This window comes from Bacillus sp. ES1-5, assembly GCF_022487605.1.
Lineage (GTDB): Bacteria > Bacillota > Bacilli > Bacillales > Bacillaceae_G > Bacillus_A > Bacillus_A wiedmannii.
The window spans coordinates 905,164-924,388 of record NZ_JAKVPU010000001.1 but is presented as its reverse complement, the minus strand read 5'-3'; the positions used below and the strand labels follow the sequence as shown (position 1 = coordinate 924,388).

At 34.2% G+C, this 19,225-nt stretch carries 19 protein-coding genes and 4 pseudogenes; 17 read left to right on the top strand and 6 right to left on the bottom strand.

The genetic code is table 11. From position 1 onward, the window contains the following. Nucleotides 1–205 precede the first annotated feature (205 nt). From MKO96_RS29575 to MKO96_RS04775, 4 genes and pseudogenes are all read left to right on the top strand, one after another. A pseudogene (locus tag MKO96_RS29575) lies at nucleotides 206–1,246 on the top strand (cache domain-containing protein); the annotation flags it as partial. After that, complete coding sequence (locus MKO96_RS29570; RefSeq protein WP_432206306.1) at nucleotides 1,241–2,188, top strand: methyl-accepting chemotaxis protein; 948 nt, start codon at nucleotides 1,241–1,243, stop codon at nucleotides 2,186–2,188. The pseudogene MKO96_RS29575 and the gene MKO96_RS29570, both read left to right, overlap by 6 nt. A 195-nt stretch (nucleotides 2,189–2,383) precedes the next feature. Beyond that, the gene (locus tag MKO96_RS04780; RefSeq protein ID WP_098275013.1) at nucleotides 2,384–2,689 is read left to right on the top strand and encodes a hypothetical protein; all 306 of its coding nucleotides are present in this window, start codon (nucleotides 2,384–2,386) and stop codon (nucleotides 2,687–2,689) included. Between the two features lie 297 nt (nucleotides 2,690–2,986). Then, a complete protein-coding gene (locus MKO96_RS04775; RefSeq protein WP_087980853.1) occupies nucleotides 2,987–3,355 on the top strand; it encodes a DUF3979 family protein in 369 nt (122 codons plus the stop codon). A gap of 36 nt (nucleotides 3,356–3,391) precedes the next feature. On the opposite strand, the gene MKO96_RS04770 is transcribed toward MKO96_RS04775, so the two are convergent. Beyond that, nucleotides 3,392–4,432, bottom strand: coding sequence for a YkvI family membrane protein (locus MKO96_RS04770; RefSeq protein ID WP_000370199.1), 1,041 nt, complete (start codon nucleotides 4,430–4,432; stop codon nucleotides 3,392–3,394). A 241-nt stretch (nucleotides 4,433–4,673) separates the two neighbouring features. Here MKO96_RS04770 and MKO96_RS04765 point away from each other — a divergent pair, with 241 nt between their 5' ends. The 3 genes from MKO96_RS04765 (at nucleotide 4,674) to MKO96_RS04755 (ending at nucleotide 6,835) form a co-directional block, all read left to right on the top strand. Continuing rightward, complete coding sequence (locus tag MKO96_RS04765) at nucleotides 4,674–5,117, top strand: Dps family protein (protein WP_000105195.1); 444 nt, start codon at nucleotides 4,674–4,676, stop codon at nucleotides 5,115–5,117. Between the two features lie 107 nt (nucleotides 5,118–5,224). After that, nucleotides 5,225–5,680: a DUF3939 domain-containing protein gene (locus MKO96_RS04760; protein ID WP_000488201.1), complete on the top strand. Its 456-nt coding sequence runs from the start codon at nucleotides 5,225–5,227 to the stop codon at nucleotides 5,678–5,680. 207 nt (nucleotides 5,681–5,887) lie between these two features. Then, on the top strand, nucleotides 5,888–6,835 hold the full coding sequence (locus MKO96_RS04755; protein WP_240586839.1) for an alpha/beta hydrolase: 948 nt from the start codon (nucleotides 5,888–5,890) through the stop codon (nucleotides 6,833–6,835). 97 nt (nucleotides 6,836–6,932) lie between these two features. On the opposite strand, the gene MKO96_RS04750 is transcribed toward MKO96_RS04755, so the two are convergent. Both MKO96_RS04750 and MKO96_RS04745 read right to left on the bottom strand, forming a co-directional pair. Further along, the gene (locus tag MKO96_RS04750) at nucleotides 6,933–7,934 is read right to left on the bottom strand and encodes an LLM class flavin-dependent oxidoreductase (protein WP_000594033.1); all 1,002 of its coding nucleotides are present in this window, start codon (nucleotides 7,932–7,934) and stop codon (nucleotides 6,933–6,935) included. Nucleotides 7,935–8,039: 105 nt separating this feature from the next. Beyond that, nucleotides 8,040–8,231, bottom strand: coding sequence for a DUF3896 family protein (locus tag MKO96_RS04745; RefSeq protein ID WP_240586838.1), 192 nt, complete (start codon nucleotides 8,229–8,231; stop codon nucleotides 8,040–8,042). A gap of 177 nt (nucleotides 8,232–8,408) precedes the next feature. On the opposite strand from MKO96_RS04745, the gene MKO96_RS04740 reads away from it, so the two are divergent. Together MKO96_RS04740 and MKO96_RS04735 are read left to right on the top strand one after the other, a co-directional pair. Beyond that, nucleotides 8,409–9,872 carry a flavin monoamine oxidase family protein gene (locus MKO96_RS04740; RefSeq protein ID WP_240586837.1) on the top strand — a complete coding sequence of 488 codons (1,464 nt, stop codon included), beginning with the start codon at nucleotides 8,409–8,411 and terminating at the stop codon, nucleotides 9,870–9,872. Between the two features lie 84 nt (nucleotides 9,873–9,956). Further along, nucleotides 9,957–10,541 carry a GNAT family N-acetyltransferase gene (locus MKO96_RS04735; protein WP_087980858.1) on the top strand — a complete coding sequence of 195 codons (585 nt, stop codon included), beginning with the start codon at nucleotides 9,957–9,959 and terminating at the stop codon, nucleotides 10,539–10,541. Nucleotides 10,542–10,565: 24 nt separating this feature from the next. Here MKO96_RS04735 and MKO96_RS04730 read toward each other — a convergent pair whose 3' ends face one another. After that, nucleotides 10,566–11,468, bottom strand: a complete 903-nt coding sequence (locus MKO96_RS04730) for an aldo/keto reductase (protein ID WP_240586836.1) — start codon at nucleotides 11,466–11,468, stop codon at nucleotides 10,566–10,568. Nucleotides 11,469–11,634: 166 nt separating this feature from the next. Between MKO96_RS04730 and MKO96_RS04725 the strand changes: the two genes are divergently transcribed. The 3 genes from MKO96_RS04725 to MKO96_RS04715 all read left to right on the top strand — a co-directional run bounded on the left by MKO96_RS04725 (nucleotide 11,635) and on the right by MKO96_RS04715 (nucleotide 13,981). Beyond that, complete coding sequence (locus MKO96_RS04725) at nucleotides 11,635–12,585, top strand: CobW family GTP-binding protein (protein ID WP_098588846.1); 951 nt, start codon at nucleotides 11,635–11,637, stop codon at nucleotides 12,583–12,585. 106 nt (nucleotides 12,586–12,691) lie between these two features. After that, nucleotides 12,692–13,216 (top strand): PadR family transcriptional regulator, encoded by a 525-nt coding sequence (locus MKO96_RS04720; protein ID WP_016088244.1) that lies wholly within the window; start codon nucleotides 12,692–12,694, stop codon nucleotides 13,214–13,216. A gap of 18 nt (nucleotides 13,217–13,234) precedes the next feature. Further along, a complete protein-coding gene (locus tag MKO96_RS04715; RefSeq protein ID WP_240586835.1) occupies nucleotides 13,235–13,981 on the top strand; it encodes a VOC family protein in 747 nt (248 codons plus the stop codon). Nucleotides 13,982–13,995: 14 nt separating this feature from the next. On the opposite strand, the gene MKO96_RS04710 is transcribed toward MKO96_RS04715, so the two are convergent. After that, entirely contained in the window at nucleotides 13,996–14,466 is a 471-nt protein-coding gene (locus MKO96_RS04710) for a GNAT family N-acetyltransferase (RefSeq protein WP_240586834.1), read from the bottom strand. 135 nt (nucleotides 14,467–14,601) lie between these two features. Then, complete coding sequence (locus MKO96_RS04705; RefSeq protein ID WP_240586833.1) at nucleotides 14,602–15,552, bottom strand: metal ABC transporter substrate-binding protein; 951 nt, start codon at nucleotides 15,550–15,552, stop codon at nucleotides 14,602–14,604. 268 nt (nucleotides 15,553–15,820) lie between these two features. Between MKO96_RS04705 and MKO96_RS04700 the strand changes: the two genes are divergently transcribed. The 5 genes and pseudogenes from MKO96_RS04700 to MKO96_RS04680 form a co-directional block, all read left to right on the top strand. Beyond that, on the top strand, nucleotides 15,821–15,970 hold the full coding sequence (locus MKO96_RS04700; RefSeq protein WP_000540924.1) for a hypothetical protein: 150 nt from the start codon (nucleotides 15,821–15,823) through the stop codon (nucleotides 15,968–15,970). Between the two features lie 115 nt (nucleotides 15,971–16,085). Continuing rightward, nucleotides 16,086–16,745, top strand: coding sequence for an oxidoreductase (locus MKO96_RS04695; protein ID WP_001042750.1), 660 nt, complete (start codon nucleotides 16,086–16,088; stop codon nucleotides 16,743–16,745). 509 nt (nucleotides 16,746–17,254) lie between these two features. After that, a pseudogene (locus MKO96_RS04690) lies at nucleotides 17,255–17,428 on the top strand (DinB family protein); the annotation flags it as partial. A 254-nt stretch (nucleotides 17,429–17,682) separates the two neighbouring features. Beyond that, nucleotides 17,683–18,795, top strand: a pseudogene (locus tag MKO96_RS04685) (RNA-guided endonuclease TnpB family protein). A gap of 137 nt (nucleotides 18,796–18,932) precedes the next feature. Continuing rightward, nucleotides 18,933–19,224 (top strand): annotated as a pseudogene (locus MKO96_RS04680) (DinB family protein); the annotation flags it as partial. Nucleotide 19,225: the final 1 nt, after the last annotated feature.

The following is a 19,225-nucleotide window of genomic DNA, read 5'->3' as shown; positions in this document are numbered from 1 at the left end:
AAGCCAAAGGGTGGTTCCCTTTGGCTTTTTTTGCATTTGTAAATTTTATAATAATATTATTCAAATATATAGACAAAGGGAATTTAATTGTTTAAACTTTACAAAGTATTCATCGTAATAGATTATAAAAATAATAATTTAGGGATGGGAAATGTTTACAACTCGCTAGATTTAACTTTTGAAATTGAAAAGCAGGAGGTTTGTAATGGGTAGACTATTGAATTGGTTTCGTGATATGAGAGTAGCAAAGAAACTACTAATTTCGTTTTTTGTCATTTTAATTGCGGCTGGCTCTATTATCGGAGGCATGTCTTATCAAACAGCTAAAAAGAATTTTGAATCACAAATTACGAGCAGTGCTCACGACAATATAAAAATACTGGATAATTTAATCAATCAAATGATTGATGCGAAATTTAATGACGTGAATAATTTTGCACGGGTGATTCAAGGTAATATGTATCAAGGGGATAATCAAGATGAATTAAGAAAAATGCTATCTCAATATATCAATTTGAATAAAGATGTTGAACAAGTATATGTTGCTGGGAATGATAAGAAATTTGTGCAAGAACCAAATATACAAATGGCAGCAGACTATAATCCAACAGATCGTTCTTGGTATAAAGATGCAGTGGCAAAACAAGGTGGTATTGTCATTACTGAGCCGTATAAGGCGAAAGGAAATGGACATATTGTCGTAACGATTGCAAAACAAACAGAAGATAAAAACGGTGTTATAGCAATAGATTTAAGTTTAGATAATTTATTAAAAACAACAAAGTTAATCAATATTGGTAAAAAAGGATATGCTTTCATTTTAGATGGGAAACAAAAAATAATTGCTCATCCACAAGAAAAATCAGGAGATAAGGCAGCTGATTCTTGGGCGAAGAAAATGTATGAAGATAACCATGGTGCTTTTTCATATATGTATGATGGCAGCGAAAAACAAATGGTATTTGCTACAAATGTAAAAACAGGTTGGAAAATCGGTGGAACGATGTACTCAAATGAAATAATTGAAGCTGCGCAGCCTGTATTTTACAATATGTTAATTGTTATGTGTATTTCATTAGTTATAGGAGGGGCACTTATTTATTTTGTGACACTTTCTATAACGAAGCCATTAAAGAGATTAGTTACCACTTCTAAAGAAATAAGTGAGGGAGATTTAACGCAAACAATCGAGATTCATTCTAATGATGAAATTGGTCAACTTGCAAAAGGATTCAATGAGATGACAGATGCATTGCGAACGTTAATTGGAAGAATTAATACTTCGGCTGGACATGTTGCAGCAGCATCAGAAGAGCTAACGGCAAGTGTAAGACAAGCGAGTGAAGCGACTGAGCAAATTACAATGGCAATGGATGAAATATCGAGCGGGGCAACAACGCAAACAACGAGCGTAGAAAATGGTGCAATGTTATTATTTGATGTAACAGAAGGAATTCAGCATGTAGCAAATAGTTCATCATCAATTAGTACGGCTTCTGCTCATACTCGTGAAAAAGCAGAAGATGGTGGAAAACTAGTCGGAAAAACAGTAAATCAAATGCAGTCTATTGCAGAATCTGTGTCACAATCAGATGAAGTTATACAGTTGTTAAATAATAAATCAAAACAAATTGGTGACATACTAGAAGTCATTCAAAATATTGCAGATCAAACGAATCTTCTAGCTTTGAATGCGGCAATTGAAGCTGCAAGAGCAGGAGAGCATGGAAGAGGATTTGCAATTGTTGCAGATGAAGTACGTAAATTGGCGGAGAAGTCTAGTGTATCTTCTAGTGAAATTAGTAAATTAATATGTGAAATACAAGATGACATGAGTAAGACGGTAAAATCTATGGGGCATGTAAATGAAGAAGTTCAATCTGGACTTGTTATTGCGAATGAAACGAAGCAAAACTTTACTGAGATTTTACTATCTACAAATGAAATTGCAGATCAAATTAAAACGATGGTTGAAACGGCTAATGGGATGTCAAAAGGTGCAAATGAAGTATCTATTTCAGTAGGTCAAATTGCAATGACAGCACAGAACAATGCGACGAGTACTCAAAACGTTGCAGCATCAGCAGAAGAACAACTAGCGTCCATTGAGGAGATTAGTTCGGCGGCGGGTACATTATCTCAAATGGCTGAAGAGTTACAAGGGTTAATTGAAAGATTTAAAGTGTAACAGAGGACAGACTATCTCCAAAATAGCAGTATGCTATTGGAGTAGTCTGTTTTTATTATGTAAAATGAAATGAGATTGAGAGTATCTTTATAATATTTAAAGGTATATGTTGTATAATATTTGTCGAAAAATAAAGGTATTTGTTTACTTTATGTATAATTATAATCGTATAAAATGCAAATAAAGGAGATTACTATGGGAGTTTATTGGGGTACCAAAAGACATTCTTGGCTTAGTTATGTCTCATTTTGGTTAAGTATTTCATTTTTTATTGTCTTTTTAATTGAAGTGTTTATTTTAAAAACACTTTCGAATAGCTCGGTGCAAATTGTTAAATATTTTTATTTTATACTTGTACCAGTAAACATCTTTCTTAGTTTAAAGTTACTCTTTAAGAAGAATGAAAAGAAAGCATTACCTATTTTTAGTTTCATTGTATCATTATTATTTACAATTTTAATACTTGTATTAGCGTTAACAGCTACGGGGAAATTCTTTTAAGGGGAGTGATAAAAGTCACTCTTCTTTTTTTGTTAGTGTAAGGAAATACTAAGCGGAGGATGGACAAAGAGTGCATTTACTTATGTTTGATATGTTTGGAAAGCGTTAGAAGCATATTAAGAAATACAATGAGAGACAATTCATATAGTAATGAAGAAAATCAGTTGTTTTATATGCAGTTATGAAGCAAATGAATACGGTAAAAACGGCGATATATGGTACAATACATATGGATAGTGATAGAGATAAAGGGTATATAAAATACTCATCGTTTTTTAGTAAGAGAGGGGTTATCTTATGCTATACGAGGATTTGATGACATTATTTCAAGCAGCTCCGAAAGAAGAAGGTAGAGGCGGCTGGAAATATATAATCCAGGAACGAAATGATAAATATGAAATTGTTGATGAAATGTTGAAAAATCAAATGAGTGTTGAATTGTATTTTAATGAATATGATGAGGTGAAAATCACTTTATATAAAGATGGAATGCCTATTTCTATTATGCAAAGAATTGCGATTGCAAAAGTTGAATTAGACGAAGATGAAGAAGGGATTCAATTCGTTTTAGAACGCATGCCTAGTCGGATGATTCGCTTGCAATTAAAGCCATATTTAGCAATCGAAATGGGGCCGTACTGGGAAGTATGCGATGATTGTGAATGAACATAAAAGAAGCATCCAATAACATGGATGCTTCTTTTATGTTTTTTGAAGTTGTTTAAAAGCAATAATTGGCAGTAAAATGATGCTGACCCATCCAATTATAGGATATAGAATGTGGAGTAATTCACTGTAACCAATGTAACTAAAGCAATAACTAATTAGTAAAATGAAGAAAATAATATTGTTACTTTTCCATCCGGTGATGGATTGCATTTGTTTTGTCATTCCGAACACATTACCAACTAAAGTTGTGAACACTTCACCGAAAATGATAAGAACAAAGAAAAAGTGAAAAGTTGCATTGAATTTTCTTATGACTTCAGCCATTGGAATATTATATTGATAAAATTGATCGACTGATAAAATAGCTAAATGGCTACATAATAAAATTAAAGAAAGTCCTGCGCCGCCTAAAATACCGCCCCATAAAATGGCCTTTCGATCTTTTACTTCACTGGCTAACGGGACGAGAACGCTTTGGGCGAGAGAAAGATTTAAGGCGACATATGTAATAGGACTAGTAATCCACTTCATATTCCAGCTTTCTGCAGGAATAGTGTCACTAATAGGAGTTGTACCGTGAAAAAAAGTTGTAATAGCAAGTCCGATAATAAAAATCATCATAATAGGTACGACAAGTGTATTAACTTCAAAAACCCCTTGTAACCCGCGACTACCTATAATGAGACAGGCGATCAGTATAATGAAAATACCAAGTTGTCTTGGTAAACGAAGTTGCTCTTCAAATACCGCCCCAGCTCCTGATAACATAACGCTCGTTACACCAAATAATACGAGTAATAATAGTGTGTTTACAACATTGCCAAATACATCCCCAAATAAATATTTGTTGAATTCTTGCGCTGAAAATGCACCAATTTGTGATGAAAGTAACATCATCTTTGTGCCAAGCCAAATAAAAAAAAATCCACTTACACATATGCCAATTGTTCCATATAATCCGTTCACTGTAAAAAATTCAACAATTTCTCGTCCAGTAGCAAATCCAGCTCCAACGACTGTTCCAATATAAGTAGCAGCAACTTTCTTTGCTACTTGCCATTGTTGATTGTCCATGTTATCCCTCTTTCTACTACGATGAGCTTGATTTACTATTATGCATATGTATGAGCTTGGACAATTAGACGTATGAAGTGTTTGAAAACATACATGAATTAAAAGATATTAGGGAAGCATTAAAGGTGTTAAAACTTTGTTACATATGAGCCAATCGTTCGAAAGGGTAGGAAATGTATGGTAACATGTAACTAGGTTATTAAAAGATAAACATTATGAAATGATAAGAGGAGTGGATTGTATGAGTACGAAAACAAATGTTGTTGAAGTATTAAACAAGCAGGTAGCAAACTGGAATGTGTTATATGTGAAACTACATAATTATCACTGGTATGTGACAGGACCACACTTCTTTACGTTACATGAGAAATTTGAAGAGTTTTACAATGAAGCTGGAACAAATATTGATGAATTAGCAGAACGTATTTTAGCGTTGGAAGGTAAACCGCTAGCGACAATGAAAGAATATCTTGCAACATCTAGTGTGAGTGAAGGGACAAGCAAGGAATCTGCAGAAGAAATGGTGCAAACATTAGTGAATGATTACTCTGCACTTATTCAAGAATTAAAAGAAGGTATGGAAGTTGCTGGCGAAGCTGGCGATGAAACATCAGCAGACATGTTGTTAGCGATTCATACAACATTAGAACAACATGTATGGATGCTAAGTGCGTTCTTAAAATAAATATAAGTATATTAAGAAAAAAGTCATTGAAAAATTCGTTCAATGGCTTTTTTTGTCATTTTTCAGTTTTCTTTTATGCTATAATATAGTAAAAAGGAGGCGATGCAATGTTTCGCTTTTTCAGAACTGGAAAAGAAGAGCGTGAAATTACGAAAGATGAATTAGAACAAGCGATGGCTAAGTTTCTAGAAACGAATGCTAATATTGTTTATACAGTATTAGTAAATGATGATTATACAGTAAATTATGATTTGTTAAAGCCGTATTTACTTGCATTTCCAACAAATAGTTTTCTTATTACGAAGGAAACGCTTGAGGTATTTGAACATACAGAAGAAAATCTAAACCTAGTTAAAGAAATTGATATCGTACAAAAAGCAGTAGATCAGTACGTAACAGAAAAAGAAATGTTTCCACTTGTTGAAGGTAGTGAAGAGCGTCTTATATGCGGGATAAAATTAGGACCATATTTGAAGCGTATATTAAAAAGAGACTTATATATTTCAGAAAAACATTATTTAGTTTCAAGTAAACCGGACAGAAAAAAACAAAAGAGTGGGTAGATGTATTGAGAACAACAATAAATATATTGTTGTCTTTTTTTGTTTTTAAAAATATTGATTTTTCTGTTTATTAAACTTTATAATAAACTTATTGGACGAAGAGAAGTAATGATTAAGTATTGTTAGTGTGAGTTATATACAGTGATTACAGAATGGTATAAAGGTTTGAGAAATAAATATAATAAAAGATTACGGGGGAATGGGTGTATGAAAAATAGTATGACTTACATTCAATTATTAAATGAAACGTTACATCGTTACGCAAATAAAGGGAGTTTAGAAGCGTACGCTTATATAATGAAGCATGCTAAAGGTGTAGTGGGGAATAAAGCGCAAATATATAATTTTAAATATGCGCTAGCGAGTGCAGCGGGGCTTGAAGAAGAAGCGTTACAGTTAATGAAGGAAGCTATTATAGACAATGGATTTTGGTACGGAAATGAGTATTTAATTTCGGACGATGATTTAAAACCACTACATAAATTTGAAGAGTTTCATAAAATGGTTCAATTATGTAAAGAAAGAGAAGAATTAGCAAAGAAAACCGAACGAGCAGACGTGAAATATTTAGACAGCAATAAAGAAGAAAAACTATTTATTGCAATGCACGGGGATCAAGAAAATATAGAAATAATAGAACCATATTGGAAATCTGTTTTGACACAAGATTATACGTTAGCTTTACCACAATCTTCGCAAATTAAGTTTTCAGATGGATTTGTTTGGGACGATATACATAGAGGGAAAGAGGAATTAAAAGAGCATTACGTTACGTTTATAGAAAATCATACAGTAGAAAGTGTAATAATTGGTGGTTTTTCTGCTGGCGCAAGAGTAGCTTTGTATACAATTTTACAAAAAGATATAGCTGTAGATGGTTTTATTTTTGTGGCGCCGTGGCTTCCAGAGATTGAAGAATGCAATGAGTTGTTGGGAGTGCTACAAGATAAAAATATAAAGGGATATGTAGTGTGCGGGGATCAAGATGAAGATTGTTTTGAATGTACGGAGCAATTTGTACAGTTATTAAAAGATCGTAACATTGAACATAAGTATAAAGTTGTACCTAACTTAAATCATGATTATCCTAATCATTTTGATGAGTTATTAAAAGAAGCTATTGAATATATAGACGGTAAAAGTAATAAGTGGTAAGAAAGGGAGATGCATCATAATTGATGTGTCTCCCTTTTATCTTGCTATTTACCGGGCTGGCCGTAAAACCCCCACGGATTAAAGTTTTACTTTATCATTATAAATGAAAAGCATTTGCTAGTAAGCGATAAGAATTCAATTTATCTTCAAATCGATGAGTAATTGTAACAATCATAAATTCATCAGTATTGTACGCTTTGCTTAAGTTTACGATTTGTTCTTTCACAGAAGATGGATCACCGACGATCATACGTTGACGATTTTCTTTTATACGGAATAAATCATAAGCGCTGTATGAATAATTTTGTGCAGTTTCGATAGAAGGAGTACCAGTTGTACGCTTTCCTTGTTCTAGTAATAAGATTGATAAATCTAAACTAGAAGCAATTTTTTCCGCCTCTTCATTTGTTTCTCCGCAAATAACAAAAATAGAGACGATTGATTTTGGTTTATCTCCTAAATAGGAAGGTTGGAATTGTTCCTGATAAGCATTCATTACTTCAGGACCACCGTATCCGTTAATGAACTGCGCGAATGCAAAAGAAGCACCTTGTTTTGCGGCAATCATTGCACTCTCTCCGCTAGAACCGAGCATCCACATCTCGGGAGATGTTGGAATGACAGGAGTAGCCTTTAAATTTGCGTAATGATGGTTTTCTGGTACTTGATCATGTAAGTACATTGCAACATCTGCAATTTGTTCTGGATATTGATCAAGTGAGACCATTTTTCCTTCTTGTAGTGCGCGAGTTGCAATGGGCATACCACCAGGTGCTCTGCCGACACCAAGGTCAATACGATTTGGATAAAGCGCTTCTAAAACGCGGAAATTCTCAGCAACTTTATAAGGGCTATAGTGCGGTAACATAACACCACCTGAACCAACTCTCATACGATCCGTTTTTGCTGCAATATGAGAAATAAGTATTTCAGGGCTTGAACCAGCAAGGCTGATGGAATTATGATGCTCAGATACCCAAAAGCGTGTGAATCCTAATTTTTCAACTTCTTGTGCAAGCGTAACTGTATGTGAAAAAGCTTGGGCTGCTGTACTACCATCTGAAATAGGGGATTGGTCTAACACACTTAATTTGATCATAGAATATACCTCGCAATCTTAATGTACATCCTATTATATATTTACTTACGAAAAATGCGTAATAAAATGCTCAAAATAAAAAGTGGATAAACCACCTATCCACTTTTAACGAGGAAAGCCTCGTTCATAATGATTCATTTCGACTAAATTTAATATATATTCGTAGTTATCAATCTCAAGTTGTAGTTGTTCACGCTCTTTTTTAGATAGTTGTTTACTACTAAGTTTGTTGCATAGTTGTTGTTTCTTGCCTTCTAAATACTTCTTTGTAGCGTTGTAGTCGTAAGTTTGTTTCATTTTCAACCACTCCTTCTTTACCGTTGCTATATTATACGTAGCGTGATGAGGTGTGAAAGCTAACTCTTATGTACTTTTAGTGAATATTCCACTTGCTATGTTGTTATGTTTATAGAAATTTATGAATAAAATGCACTAAACCACTAATGCCCATTTTATGAAGTAAGGGGTGGAATTGTGCAGAAAGATATAATGTATAACACTGAGATGGATGAAACGTTAAAAGTTATAAATAAAGGGTTAAAGAAGACGACACGTTCGAAACAAATTATAGTAGTAGGGGCCGGTATGGCTGGGTTGGTTTCGGCATCTTTATTAAAAGATGCAGGACATGATGTGAAAATTTTTGAAGCAAACAACCGGGTAGGTGGCCGCATAGAGACGGTTAGAATGGAAGATACCGGATTATATTTAGATGTTGGGGCAATGAGAATTCCGTATTCGCACACATTAACGATGGCATATATAAGAAAATTTGGGCTACAGGTGAGCCCGTTTATTAATAGGAATGAGACTGATATTATTTACGTAAATGGCCGAAAAACGACATTAAAACAATACGAAAAAGATTCAAGTATATTAAAGTATCCTGTAGAAATGAATGAGGTCGGGAAAACGTCTGAAGAGCTATTATTGTTAGCGGTACAGCCCATTATAAATTTTATAAAAAAGAACCCAGAGAAAAATTGGGATGTTGTAGTAAAGGATTTTGGGAGGTACTCTACAGGACAATTTTTAAAGTATCATCCTTATCAATATAATACTTACTTTTCACCAGTAACGATTGAGATGATCGGTGTTCTATTAGATTTAGAAGGTTTTTTAGAAAGGTCATTTGTTGAGACGTTACGCTTTTTATATATTATGCAAGAGGAGAGTGGATTTTGTGAAATTGTAGGAGGAAATGATAGATTACCAAAGTCCTTTTTACCACAATTAGAAGGAAATATTATATATAATCAAAAATTAATGAAGCTACATCAGCATGATAACGGTGTGACAGCTTTTTATCGAAACGAGGAAACTTTTGAATATAGTAGTATTACAGGGGATTTAGTTATTATTACAATTCCATTTTCGACAATGCGCTTTGTCGAAGTAGATCCATTTGATTCTATATCTCATGAAAAATGGAAAGCAATTCGTGAATTGCATTATATGCCAGCAACGAAAATAGGAATTCAATTTAAAAGTCGATTTTGGGAAGAACAAGGACAATTAGGTGGCAGAATTATAACGGATTTGCCAATTCGTTATGCCTATTATCCAAGTCACGGAATTGGAGAGAAAGGATCCGCTATGATGTTAGGCAGCTATACATGGTCTTATGATGCGTTGTTATGGGATGGGTTATCAAAGGGAGATCGTATTTATTACACACTACAAAATTTAGCGACAATATTAGGCGATCAAGTATATGATGAGTTCATGTCTGGCATATCAAAAAGTTGGACATTGGATCCATATGCACTTGGAGGGTTTGCACTATTTCAGGCAGGGCAAGAATCTGAGCTACAACCAGCGATTATAAAACCAGAGGGGAGATTATACTTTGCAGGTGATCATACAACGTTATATCACGGATGGATACAAGGTGCAATTGAATCTGGAGTTCGTGTAGCGGTAGAGGTGAATGAGTAAAATGTGTAAAATTCAGAAATTTCTTTACTGTATGGTTTGAGATGGATATTATTATATATAAAAGAATTAAAAGGAGTGTTGAAAGTGAATCCGTTATTATTCGATTTTCCTTCTGAATTTTATACTGATAGGCTATTTATTCGAATGCCGAAACCGGGTGACGGTAAATCTGTGTACGATGCAATTCAAGCTTCTATGAAAGAATTAAAACCTTGGATGGTTTTTGCACAAAAAGAGCAAACAGAGGAAGAAGTAGAAGTGAGCATTAGAAAATCGCATATTCAATTTTTGCAGCGTGAGGATTTAAGATTACTAGTTTTTTCGAAAGAAACAGGTGAATTTATTGCATCAGCTGGATTGCATCGTATTAATTGGGATATACCTCAATTTGAAATTGGGTATTGGATTGATTCAAGGTTTAGTGGAAAGGGTTATATGCTAGAGGCTGCAAAAGGTATAATGGAGTTTGCTTTTTCTGAGCTGAAAGCAAACCGCGTAGAAATTCGATGCGATTCTTTAAATAAGAAGAGTAGAGCGATACCTGAGAAATTAGGATTTAAGTTAGAAGGTACATTGGAAAGTGCGAGTGTAGCGGTAGATGGAAATGGATTAAGGGATATGTGTGTATTTGCCATGACTAGAAATACATATGAAAAAGAAGAGCTGTAAAGAAACGGCTCTTCTTTTTGTGTATTATGGTACAGGATGTCCATTAGAGCTTTCGAAAATTGTAAACCATTGTTGACGATCTAAATTAACTTTTATAGCAAGAGCGGCTGTTTTAACACGATCTAATTTACCAGATCCAACGATTGGCATCATGTTAGCTGGATGAGCAAGCAGCCATGCATACATAACTGTATCGATGCTTGTAACACCTAGTTCAGTAGCAACCTTCTGTAAAGTTTCACGTAAACGTACAGCACGTTCTGATTGACCAGTAAAGATTTCTCCGCCAGCAAGAGGTGACCAAATCATAGGATTGATTCGCTTTTCTTGGCATAAATCAATTGTCCCTTTTTCGAAATGTTCAAGCTGCATCGCAGATACTTCAATTTGATTTGTAATGAGCGGAAAATCTAAATAAGAACTTAACATATTAAACTGTGAAGGTAAAAAGTTAGATACACCGAAGTGACGGACTTTTCCTTCTTGCTTTAAGCGTGAGAACGCTTCTGCTACTTCATTTGGATCCATAAATGGATCAGGGCGATGAATGAGCAGTACATCAATATAATCTGTATGTAAGTTTTGTAATGAGTCTTCCGCGCTTTTTATTATATGTTCAGCACTCGTATTGTAGTGCGCAACATATCGCTCTGGAAATTTTGGTGATGGGGGAGCGATTCCACATTTTGTGATAATTTGCATGTTTTCACGTAAGGAAGGCTTTAATTGTAATGCCTCTCCGAACAGTCCTTCACACGTATAACCGCCATAAATATCAGCGTGATCAAAAGTAGTAATCCCCATATCCATGCATTCTTCAATAAAAGAAAGTAATTCTTGTTTCGTCATATTCCATTCTGCTAAACGCCAAAAACCTTGAATAATACGAGAAAATTCTAGCTTTTTGGCCATTTGAACTCGTTCCATTATAAGTGCCTCCTTGATGAATGAGTAATGTTTTGAAAAGGCTTTCTTGCTACATATTATTATATAGTTTCAGTGTCGTACATACAATAAATATGTTTTGCTACAAAAACGATTTTCTCTATATGCTATAATGTAGAAACATAATAGGTATAAGGAGATGTAGGAAATGATTCCAGTAACAATATTAACTGGTTTTCTTGGATCTGGGAAAACAACATTATTAAATCGTATTTTAACAGAGAATCACGGTAAGAAATTAGCGGTAATTGTAAATGAAATAGGGCAAATTGGTATTGATAATCAGTTGATTATGAATGTGGAAGAAGAAATTATGGAAATGACAAACGGTTGTCTATGCTGTACTGTACGGGAAGATTTACTTGTTGCTTTAAAACAATTATTGGACGTAAAAGCAGAAGGGAAAATGGATTTTGATGGATTAGTAATTGAAACGACTGGTCTTGCAAATCCAGGTCCGATTATTCAAACATTCTTTTTAGATCCTGTGATTCAATCTGCATACCAAATTAACGGTGTTGTAACAGTAGTAGATAGTTACCATATACATAAGCATTTTGAAAAAGGACTAGAAGCAAAGGAACAAATTGCATTTGCTGATGTCGTTTTAGTAAATAAATTAGATTTAGTTGATGAAAGTGAAAAGGAAAATCTATTGCAGGAACTGCAAGGTATTAACCCAACTGCAAAGTTAATCGAGGCGACTAACTGTGATGTAGATATTCCATCGTTACTACAAATTCAAACGTTTAAAACGAAAGATACGTTACAAATTTATCCTCATAAAGAGCATAATCATCTAGAAGGCGTAAAGTCGTTTGTACTACGCGAAGAGCGACCGTTAGATTTACAAAAACTAAATGAGTGGATGTCAGCTGTCGTTCAAGAGCTAGGGGAGTATTTATATCGCTACAAAGGAATTTTATCGATTGATGGAGTAGATAAACGTATCGTTTTCCAAGGTGTGCATACACTGTTTGCTGCATCATATGATAGAGAGTGGCAAGAGGGCGAAGAACGAGTAAGTGAAGTTGTGTTTATCGGAAAAGATATTAATAAAGAATGGTTCCAAGAACATTTTGAAGAGTGTGTGAAATAAGCCTGCGTATATTGCAGGCTTTTTTGTTTACTAAAATTGGAATTTGTAGTAAAGTATTCTAAAAATACTAAACATTTAGTATTTTGTTAGGGTAGGGGGATAAAAAGTGCGTTTAATGATTCTTGGATTGCTTACTAAAAGGGAGTCGCTATCTGGTTATGAAATACAGCAGGCTCTACATATGGTGCAAAGTAGTAAATGGGCAGAGGTGTTCCCGGCTTCTATTTATCACGCGTTAAAAAAAATGACAAATGAGGAATTAATTCAAGTAAAAGCAATTGAAATGACTGGTAGACGTTCAAAAACGATATATTGTATTACAGAAAAGGGAAGTCAAGAATTTAAAAGACTATTAAAGGAGTCGTTTCAAAAGTCATCAGTTGTGTTTCCGAAACATTTATATACAGCATTAACTTTTCTTTCAGAAGAAAAGGGTATGAGAGAAGAGATTTTAGAAGCTTTAGATGAACAAAAAAGAGAAATATTAGCTACTTATGAAGAAATGAGGGAAGGAGAAAGACTGAAAGATCATGCACCAGAGTATGTGAAACTTATTTTCGAAAATATGTATGAACAATGTGAGATGCAACTTCGATTTATTCATAAGTTAGAAAAGCTATTAAAAAAATAAAAATATGGTGGGAAGAATATGAAAATTGATCATCTTGTTGTAAATGTAAATAAAGAGATACAAGAAAATAAGGGAATGATAAAAAACGTACATTCTATCGGACTTCCATATGCTCCGAAATGGGGAAAGGGAACGAAAGGATTTAAAGTATCTAACGTATGGATTGGAAAAGAATATTTAGAATTAGTAAGAGTAAAAACAAAAGATGGTGGTGGCTGGGTACAAGAGTGGGTTCAGAAATATTATGCTGGCCATCGAGGGTTAATCGGACTAGCGATTGATGTTGAAAATATAGATAAAGTGTATGAAAAAATGATAGAAGGTGGAATTGAAATTACAAAACCAGAACCATTACAATATAAGTGGTTTTTTAATTTGTTTAAGAAAACTATGCCGTGGAAAAATGCATACATACAGCCTATGAAGGGGATGCCGTTTCAATTCTTTCTACAACAAATGGATGATCAAAAGAGCAGAGAATATATGGAGAAATATATGTATCCCAATAGTGTGGAACAGGGCATTTTAGGAATAATTGCGGTAAAGCTATATGGAGAAATAACAAAAGAAGATAGAGAAATAATTAGTTGTCTATTTTCAGATGTTACAAATGAGGGAGGTGAAATAATAATCCATTTAAACAATCAAGTAATTCATTTAATTCAATCGAATGAGCATTTTACAGAGGTAATACTAGATTGTAAAAGCGAAGCAAATAGGGAGAAGAAATTAAATATAGAAAATGTGACATTGATAAATAAATAATAAAAAGCCTGTTTTCACAGGCTTGTATGTTCATCTAATAGTAACTCCATTACAACACCTACAACTGGGCCTTCGTCATCAATATCGCCATTTAAGCGGAAGCCAAATGACTCGTATAATCCCATTGCGAGTTTGTTGTCTGGATGTAAACTTAAATAAATTATTTTACATTCAAATTTATCTTGTAAGAATTGAATGAGTATACGAAGGAAACGTTTTGCGTATCCTTTTCCTTGATATTGCTGGTCAATCATAAAGCGATCTAACCACACACTTTTACGTTTTTCCCAATACCATCCGTACATTGCATATCCTACAAGTGTTTCTCCATCGTATAAACCTATTGACGTTCCGTTTCCTTCAAATAATGATTCTGCTAGAGAAAACGCATTGCTTTCAATAAATTGCTGCTGGTCTTTTGCGACGTTTAAAGCAGCTACCGAACGCCAATTTTTTGCTGTTACTTCACAAATGTGAAGAGTCATAATTCCAACTCACCTTCTAAATTAATATAGCTTAAAAGCTAATATGGATAATTTTACTTGTTATTTTGGTCAAGTCAAGTAAGAACAAATAAAAAAGAAGCTGAATGACATATTCAGCTTCTTTTAAAAAATTGATTAGTTAGTAGCTTCTTTCAATGTGTTTACGTTTTCTTCCATTAAAGTGAAATAATCTTTATTGCTCTTCGCATCATCTTCAGAAATAGTAGCAAGATGATTTAAGCGTAAAATTTTTGTACCCGTTTCTTTTTGAATTACAGATGCTACTTTTGGAGTAGAAAAAGTTTCAAATAAAATATATTGTAGATTATGTTCTTTTACTGTTTTTGTAATGTCAGCAAGCTGTTTTTGAGATGGTTCATCAGAAGCTGAAATACCAGCGATAGCAATTTGTTTCAGGCCATAGCGTTGTTCCCAGTATCCATAAGCCGCATGAGAAACTAAAATGTCTTTCGTTTTTGCGTTCGCAACAGCTGCTTTAAATTGATCATCTAAATCAGTAAATTTTGTTTGAAGTGCTGCGAAGTTTTTTTCGAACTCTTGTTTATGATCGGGTTGTAATTCTACAAGTGCATTTTTAATTTTTTCTGCCTGTTTCATTGCTAAAGTAGGGTCTAACCAAATGTGCGGGTCTTTATCGTGATGATGTTCATCCTCTTTATGACCGTCTCCGTGATCATGATGCTCTTCTTCAGTAGAAGTACGCAGTTCAATACCTTTTGATGCATTTACAATTTTAACATTCTCTTTTTGCAATGCTTTTTCCATTTTTTCAGCAAATGGTTCTAATTCAGCACCGTTATAAACGAATAAATCAGCTTTTGCAACTTGTACGGTTTGTTTTTGACTTGGTTCAAATGTATGAGAATCTGCACCAGGCGGGTAAATCGCTTCAACAGTTACATAGTCGCCACCAATTTTTTTTGCGAAATCAGCAAGAGGAAAAATAGTTGTATAAACAGTTAATTTTCCATCTTTCTTAGCCTGACCTTCTTTCTTATTTGAGCAGCCAGTAAAAATTAAAGTGAAAATAAGTAAGAATGAAAATATAGTCAATCTTTTAGGCATGAAGTTCTCCTCTTTTCTTTTTTTACGGATATATTTTCCCCAATTATAGAAGAAAAATATCATTTTGATATAAAACGGAATAATTACGTTTTAGTTTGCGAACTTAGTATAATACATCTTTTATAAAGTTGCAATAAATAATAATCATTCCGATTTGTTTTTGTTATAAAGTTGTCAAATTTGGATGTGTTATTTTTAGGAATGCATGCATATGTGACAACGCTACGTTCATATATTTGAAAGGAGGGTGTAGAGGGGGGATGAGTGTTTGGGTTACTTAATGGAAGCTATTTTATTGATATTAGCGGTAGTATTCCCATTAGCATTAGTCTTAATTTTTTTAAGAAGATTAATAAGTAATTTAGGAGATGCATCAACAGTAACAAAATTGCGAGAGAAAGATGAGAAAAAAGAGTGAGTAAAGCACTATGCGTACGCATAGTGCTTTACTTGTGGTAAAATGAGAGAAGGAAACTCCTAAAAGTTGTATTTTACTGAAGGAGAGAAAAGTAAAATAAGAGGTATATGCATATATGAATAAGCGAACAGCGTTAGTACTTGGTGCAAGTGGTTTAGTTGGACAAGAGATAACGCGTCTATTACTTGAATCAGATTACTACGATTCGGTTACTATTTTTGTAAGGGAACCAATGCAATGGCAACATGAAAAGTTACAGCAAAAACAAATAGACTTTTCGGTGTTAGAGGAATATAAAGAGTTTTTTGCTGTAGATGACGTATTTAGTTGTCTAGGAACAACAATCAAAAAAGCAAAAACAAAGGCAAATTTCAAAAAGGTAGATTATGAATATACGTTACGAGCTGCTTGTTTAGCTGAAAAACAAGGGGTACAAAATTTCCTTGTTGTGTCCTCAATGGGAGCAAAACCTAAATCGTTCTTCTTTTATTCGCAAGTTAAAGGGAGAATGGAAGAGGAATTACAAAAGTTAGTCATTGGTGGTATTCACATTTTTAGGCCATCTTTATTAGTAGGAAATCGACAAGAATTTCGTTTCGGTGAACGAATGGCTGAAAAGTTATCTCGTATCATTCCTTTTATATTTAAAGGGGCTTTCAAAAAGTATAAACCAATTTCAGCGAAAGATGTGGCGAAAGGGATGTATATCACTGCATTGCGAGAAGAAACGGGTATTTATATTTATAACTCAAATGAAATTACAACGATAGAATAAAAAACGAGAAAAATGGCATGTATTAAAAATCAAGTTTGAATCTTGAATGAATAGTAAATACATGTAGTTTAGCAATTATAAGAAAGTAAAAAAGGAGTGGGGAGCCCACTCCTTTTTTACGATAATTTATTATGCAAATCGCATTTTTATCCCGCTATTTGTGGATAGCAAAACCCCCGCGGATTAAAGTTTCACTTTATACGTCTCCAACACTCTTGATCTTGTACGACAAGTGACCTCGTTTATTGCAATGCTATTTTTAGAGTCGTATTATACTAACGGATGATTTCGTGTTATAAGAATGTTTCACTTCATTTGAAAATATACTACTATCATATATCCATTGTTTGTAATGCAAATAAATCAAATAGAATATACTTTCTATTTGGAAATAATCTGTTTTTATATCTGTTTGAGTAAAATCTGAAGTGAATTGGGTTCCGAAGATATAAAAGTCCTATATGTACTACTCCGTATTTTTTTGGGATTTGCAAAAGGAGGATATACGAATGAGTAAAAAAGAAATGTTGCAAAATGGAATTAAGCAAGTTTTTTACGAAGAAGCATGGTATCCACCTATATCAGACGCGTTAAAGGATCTTACCGCTACACAAGCGTGTTGGCAACCGGAAGGAAAAGCTAGTAATGCGATTTGGGAAAATGTAAACCATTTACTTGTTTTTAACGTATTATCCGAAAGAAGTCTCCTTCCTCAGGCGTGTGAAAGACGATAGTCTAGTGGCAGGTGGGAGATGAATTTCGGTTTGGCGTAGCCAAACATTTGGTTTTCCTATTTATTTCGCCTTTGATATAATTATTCTTATAAGAGGTAAAGTTTGGTATAACAATGAAAGTAGATAATAATTTTGTAGTGTTCAGGTTGTGTGATTACCGTCATAGCTTATGGGAAATGAAGCGGAAAATGGGGTGAATGGATATGGGAAAGCAGAATAAGGCTTACAAATTTCGTCTGTATCCAACAGAAGAACAAGCACATCTCATACGTAAAACATTCGGCTGCGTACGATTTGTATATAATAAAATGCTGGCTGAACGAAAAGAAGCATATGAAAAACACAAAGCGAATAAGGAAGAACTGAAGAAATAAAAATTCCCTACTCCTGCGAAATACAAAATGGAGTATGAATGGTTGAAAGAAGTCGATTCCTTAGCGTTGGCCAACGCGCAATTAAATTTGCAAACTGCGTATAAGAATTTTTTTAGTGGTCAAAATGATTTTCCAACATTCAAAAGCAAAAAGAGTAGAAAATCCTATACAACGAATCGAGTAAATGGAAATATTATGTTATTTCATGGTTATATCAAATTACCGAAATTAAAAATGGTGAAACTGAAGCAACATAGAGAAATACCACCAAACCATATCATCAAATCGTGTACGATTTCGATGACACCAACTGGTAAGTATTACGTGTCTATTTTGACCGAATATGAAAAAGAAATCATTCCAAAAGAAGTAGAACGTGTAGTTGGATTAGACTTCGCAATGGCTGAATTATACGTGAGTAGCGAAGATGAGAAAGCCAATTATCCTCGCTTTTATCGTCAGATGTTAGATAGATTAGCAAGGGCACAGCGAGTGTTAGCAAGACGTGTGAAAGGTTCAGGACGCTGGAATAAACAACGCATTCGTGTAGCGAAGTTGCATGAAAAGGTCGCCAATCAACGTAAAAATTTCCTTCATCATAAGTCTAAAGAATTAGCTACGAGTTTTGACGTTGTAGCAATCGAAGACTTACATATGAAAGGTATGTCACGAGCACTTCGCTTTGGTAAAAGTGTAGCGGACAACGGTTGGAGGATGTTTACGACATTTTTAGCATATAAGCTACAAGAACAAGGAAAACAGATTGTAAAAATAGATAAATGGTTTCCTTCTACAAAGATGTGTAGTAATTGTGGAAATAAAAAAGAAATGCCATTATGTGAACGCACGTATGCGTGTTTGTGTGGACTCATAATTGGCCGTGATTATAATGCAGCGATCAATATCAAAAAGGAAGCCATCCGCTTATTAGTGTTGGCATAAATAGTAACAAAATAACCTTTGGAACAAGGGAGTTAGCTCGGCTGTCCTAGGACAAATTCGTTAGCTGTCAAAAGTAGCGATGAACCGAGAAGCCCCCACTCGGGGTAGGCTCGTAAGAGATACTAAGTGGTGGGTAGTTCACAGAACGCCTACTTGCCCGCTTACACGAAGATGAAACATTTGTTGCACCACAAAATAATGATGAGGGGGCTTGGCAACAAACAGTGTTGCGAACAATTCAAGTGCATGATGCTTTACAATCTGCATTAATATCCCTTCAAGAAGCAGAACTAAATCAATTAACTCCTCCTTTACAAAATTTGGCAACAAAATATGAACATCCTTTTGTACGATGCTTATCATACAGGACAAATTGTACAACTTCGCAAGCTTCAAGGTTCATGGCCAGCGCATCGTTCTTATTTGTAAA

What these genes read in the sequence shown, in the direction of transcription:
- MKO96_RS04695 (WP_001042750.1), top strand. Translation starts at nt 16,086, where the DNA reads ATGAATAAGCGAACAGCGTTAGTACTTGGTGCAAGTGGTTTAGTTGGA.
- MKO96_RS04770 (WP_000370199.1), bottom strand. Translation starts at nt 4,432, where the DNA reads ATGGACAATCAACAATGGCAAGTAGCAAAGAAAGTTGCTGCTACTTAT.
- MKO96_RS04780 (WP_098275013.1), top strand. Translation starts at nt 2,384, where the DNA reads ATGGGAGTTTATTGGGGTACCAAAAGACATTCTTGGCTTAGTTATGTC.
- MKO96_RS04745 (WP_240586838.1), bottom strand. Translation starts at nt 8,231, where the DNA reads ATGAAACAAACTTACGACTACAACGCTACAAAGAAGTATTTAGAAGGC.
- MKO96_RS04760 (WP_000488201.1), top strand. Translation starts at nt 5,225, where the DNA reads ATGTTTCGCTTTTTCAGAACTGGAAAAGAAGAGCGTGAAATTACGAAA.
- MKO96_RS04705 (WP_240586833.1), bottom strand. Translation starts at nt 15,552, where the DNA reads ATGCCTAAAAGATTGACTATATTTTCATTCTTACTTATTTTCACTTTA.
- MKO96_RS04775 (WP_087980853.1), top strand. Translation starts at nt 2,987, where the DNA reads ATGCTATACGAGGATTTGATGACATTATTTCAAGCAGCTCCGAAAGAA.
- MKO96_RS04755 (WP_240586839.1), top strand. Translation starts at nt 5,888, where the DNA reads ATGAAAAATAGTATGACTTACATTCAATTATTAAATGAAACGTTACAT.
- MKO96_RS04730 (WP_240586836.1), bottom strand. Translation starts at nt 11,468, where the DNA reads ATGGAACGAGTTCAAATGGCCAAAAAGCTAGAATTTTCTCGTATTATT.
- MKO96_RS29570 (WP_432206306.1), top strand. Translation starts at nt 1,241, where the DNA reads ATGACAGATGCATTGCGAACGTTAATTGGAAGAATTAATACTTCGGCT.
- MKO96_RS04765 (WP_000105195.1), top strand. Translation starts at nt 4,674, where the DNA reads ATGAGTACGAAAACAAATGTTGTTGAAGTATTAAACAAGCAGGTAGCA.
- MKO96_RS04750 (WP_000594033.1), bottom strand. Translation starts at nt 7,934, where the DNA reads ATGATCAAATTAAGTGTGTTAGACCAATCCCCTATTTCAGATGGTAGT.
- MKO96_RS04710 (WP_240586834.1), bottom strand. Translation starts at nt 14,466, where the DNA reads ATGACTCTTCACATTTGTGAAGTAACAGCAAAAAATTGGCGTTCGGTA.
- MKO96_RS04715 (WP_240586835.1), top strand. Translation starts at nt 13,235, where the DNA reads ATGAAAATTGATCATCTTGTTGTAAATGTAAATAAAGAGATACAAGAA.
- MKO96_RS04725 (WP_098588846.1), top strand. Translation starts at nt 11,635, where the DNA reads ATGATTCCAGTAACAATATTAACTGGTTTTCTTGGATCTGGGAAAACA.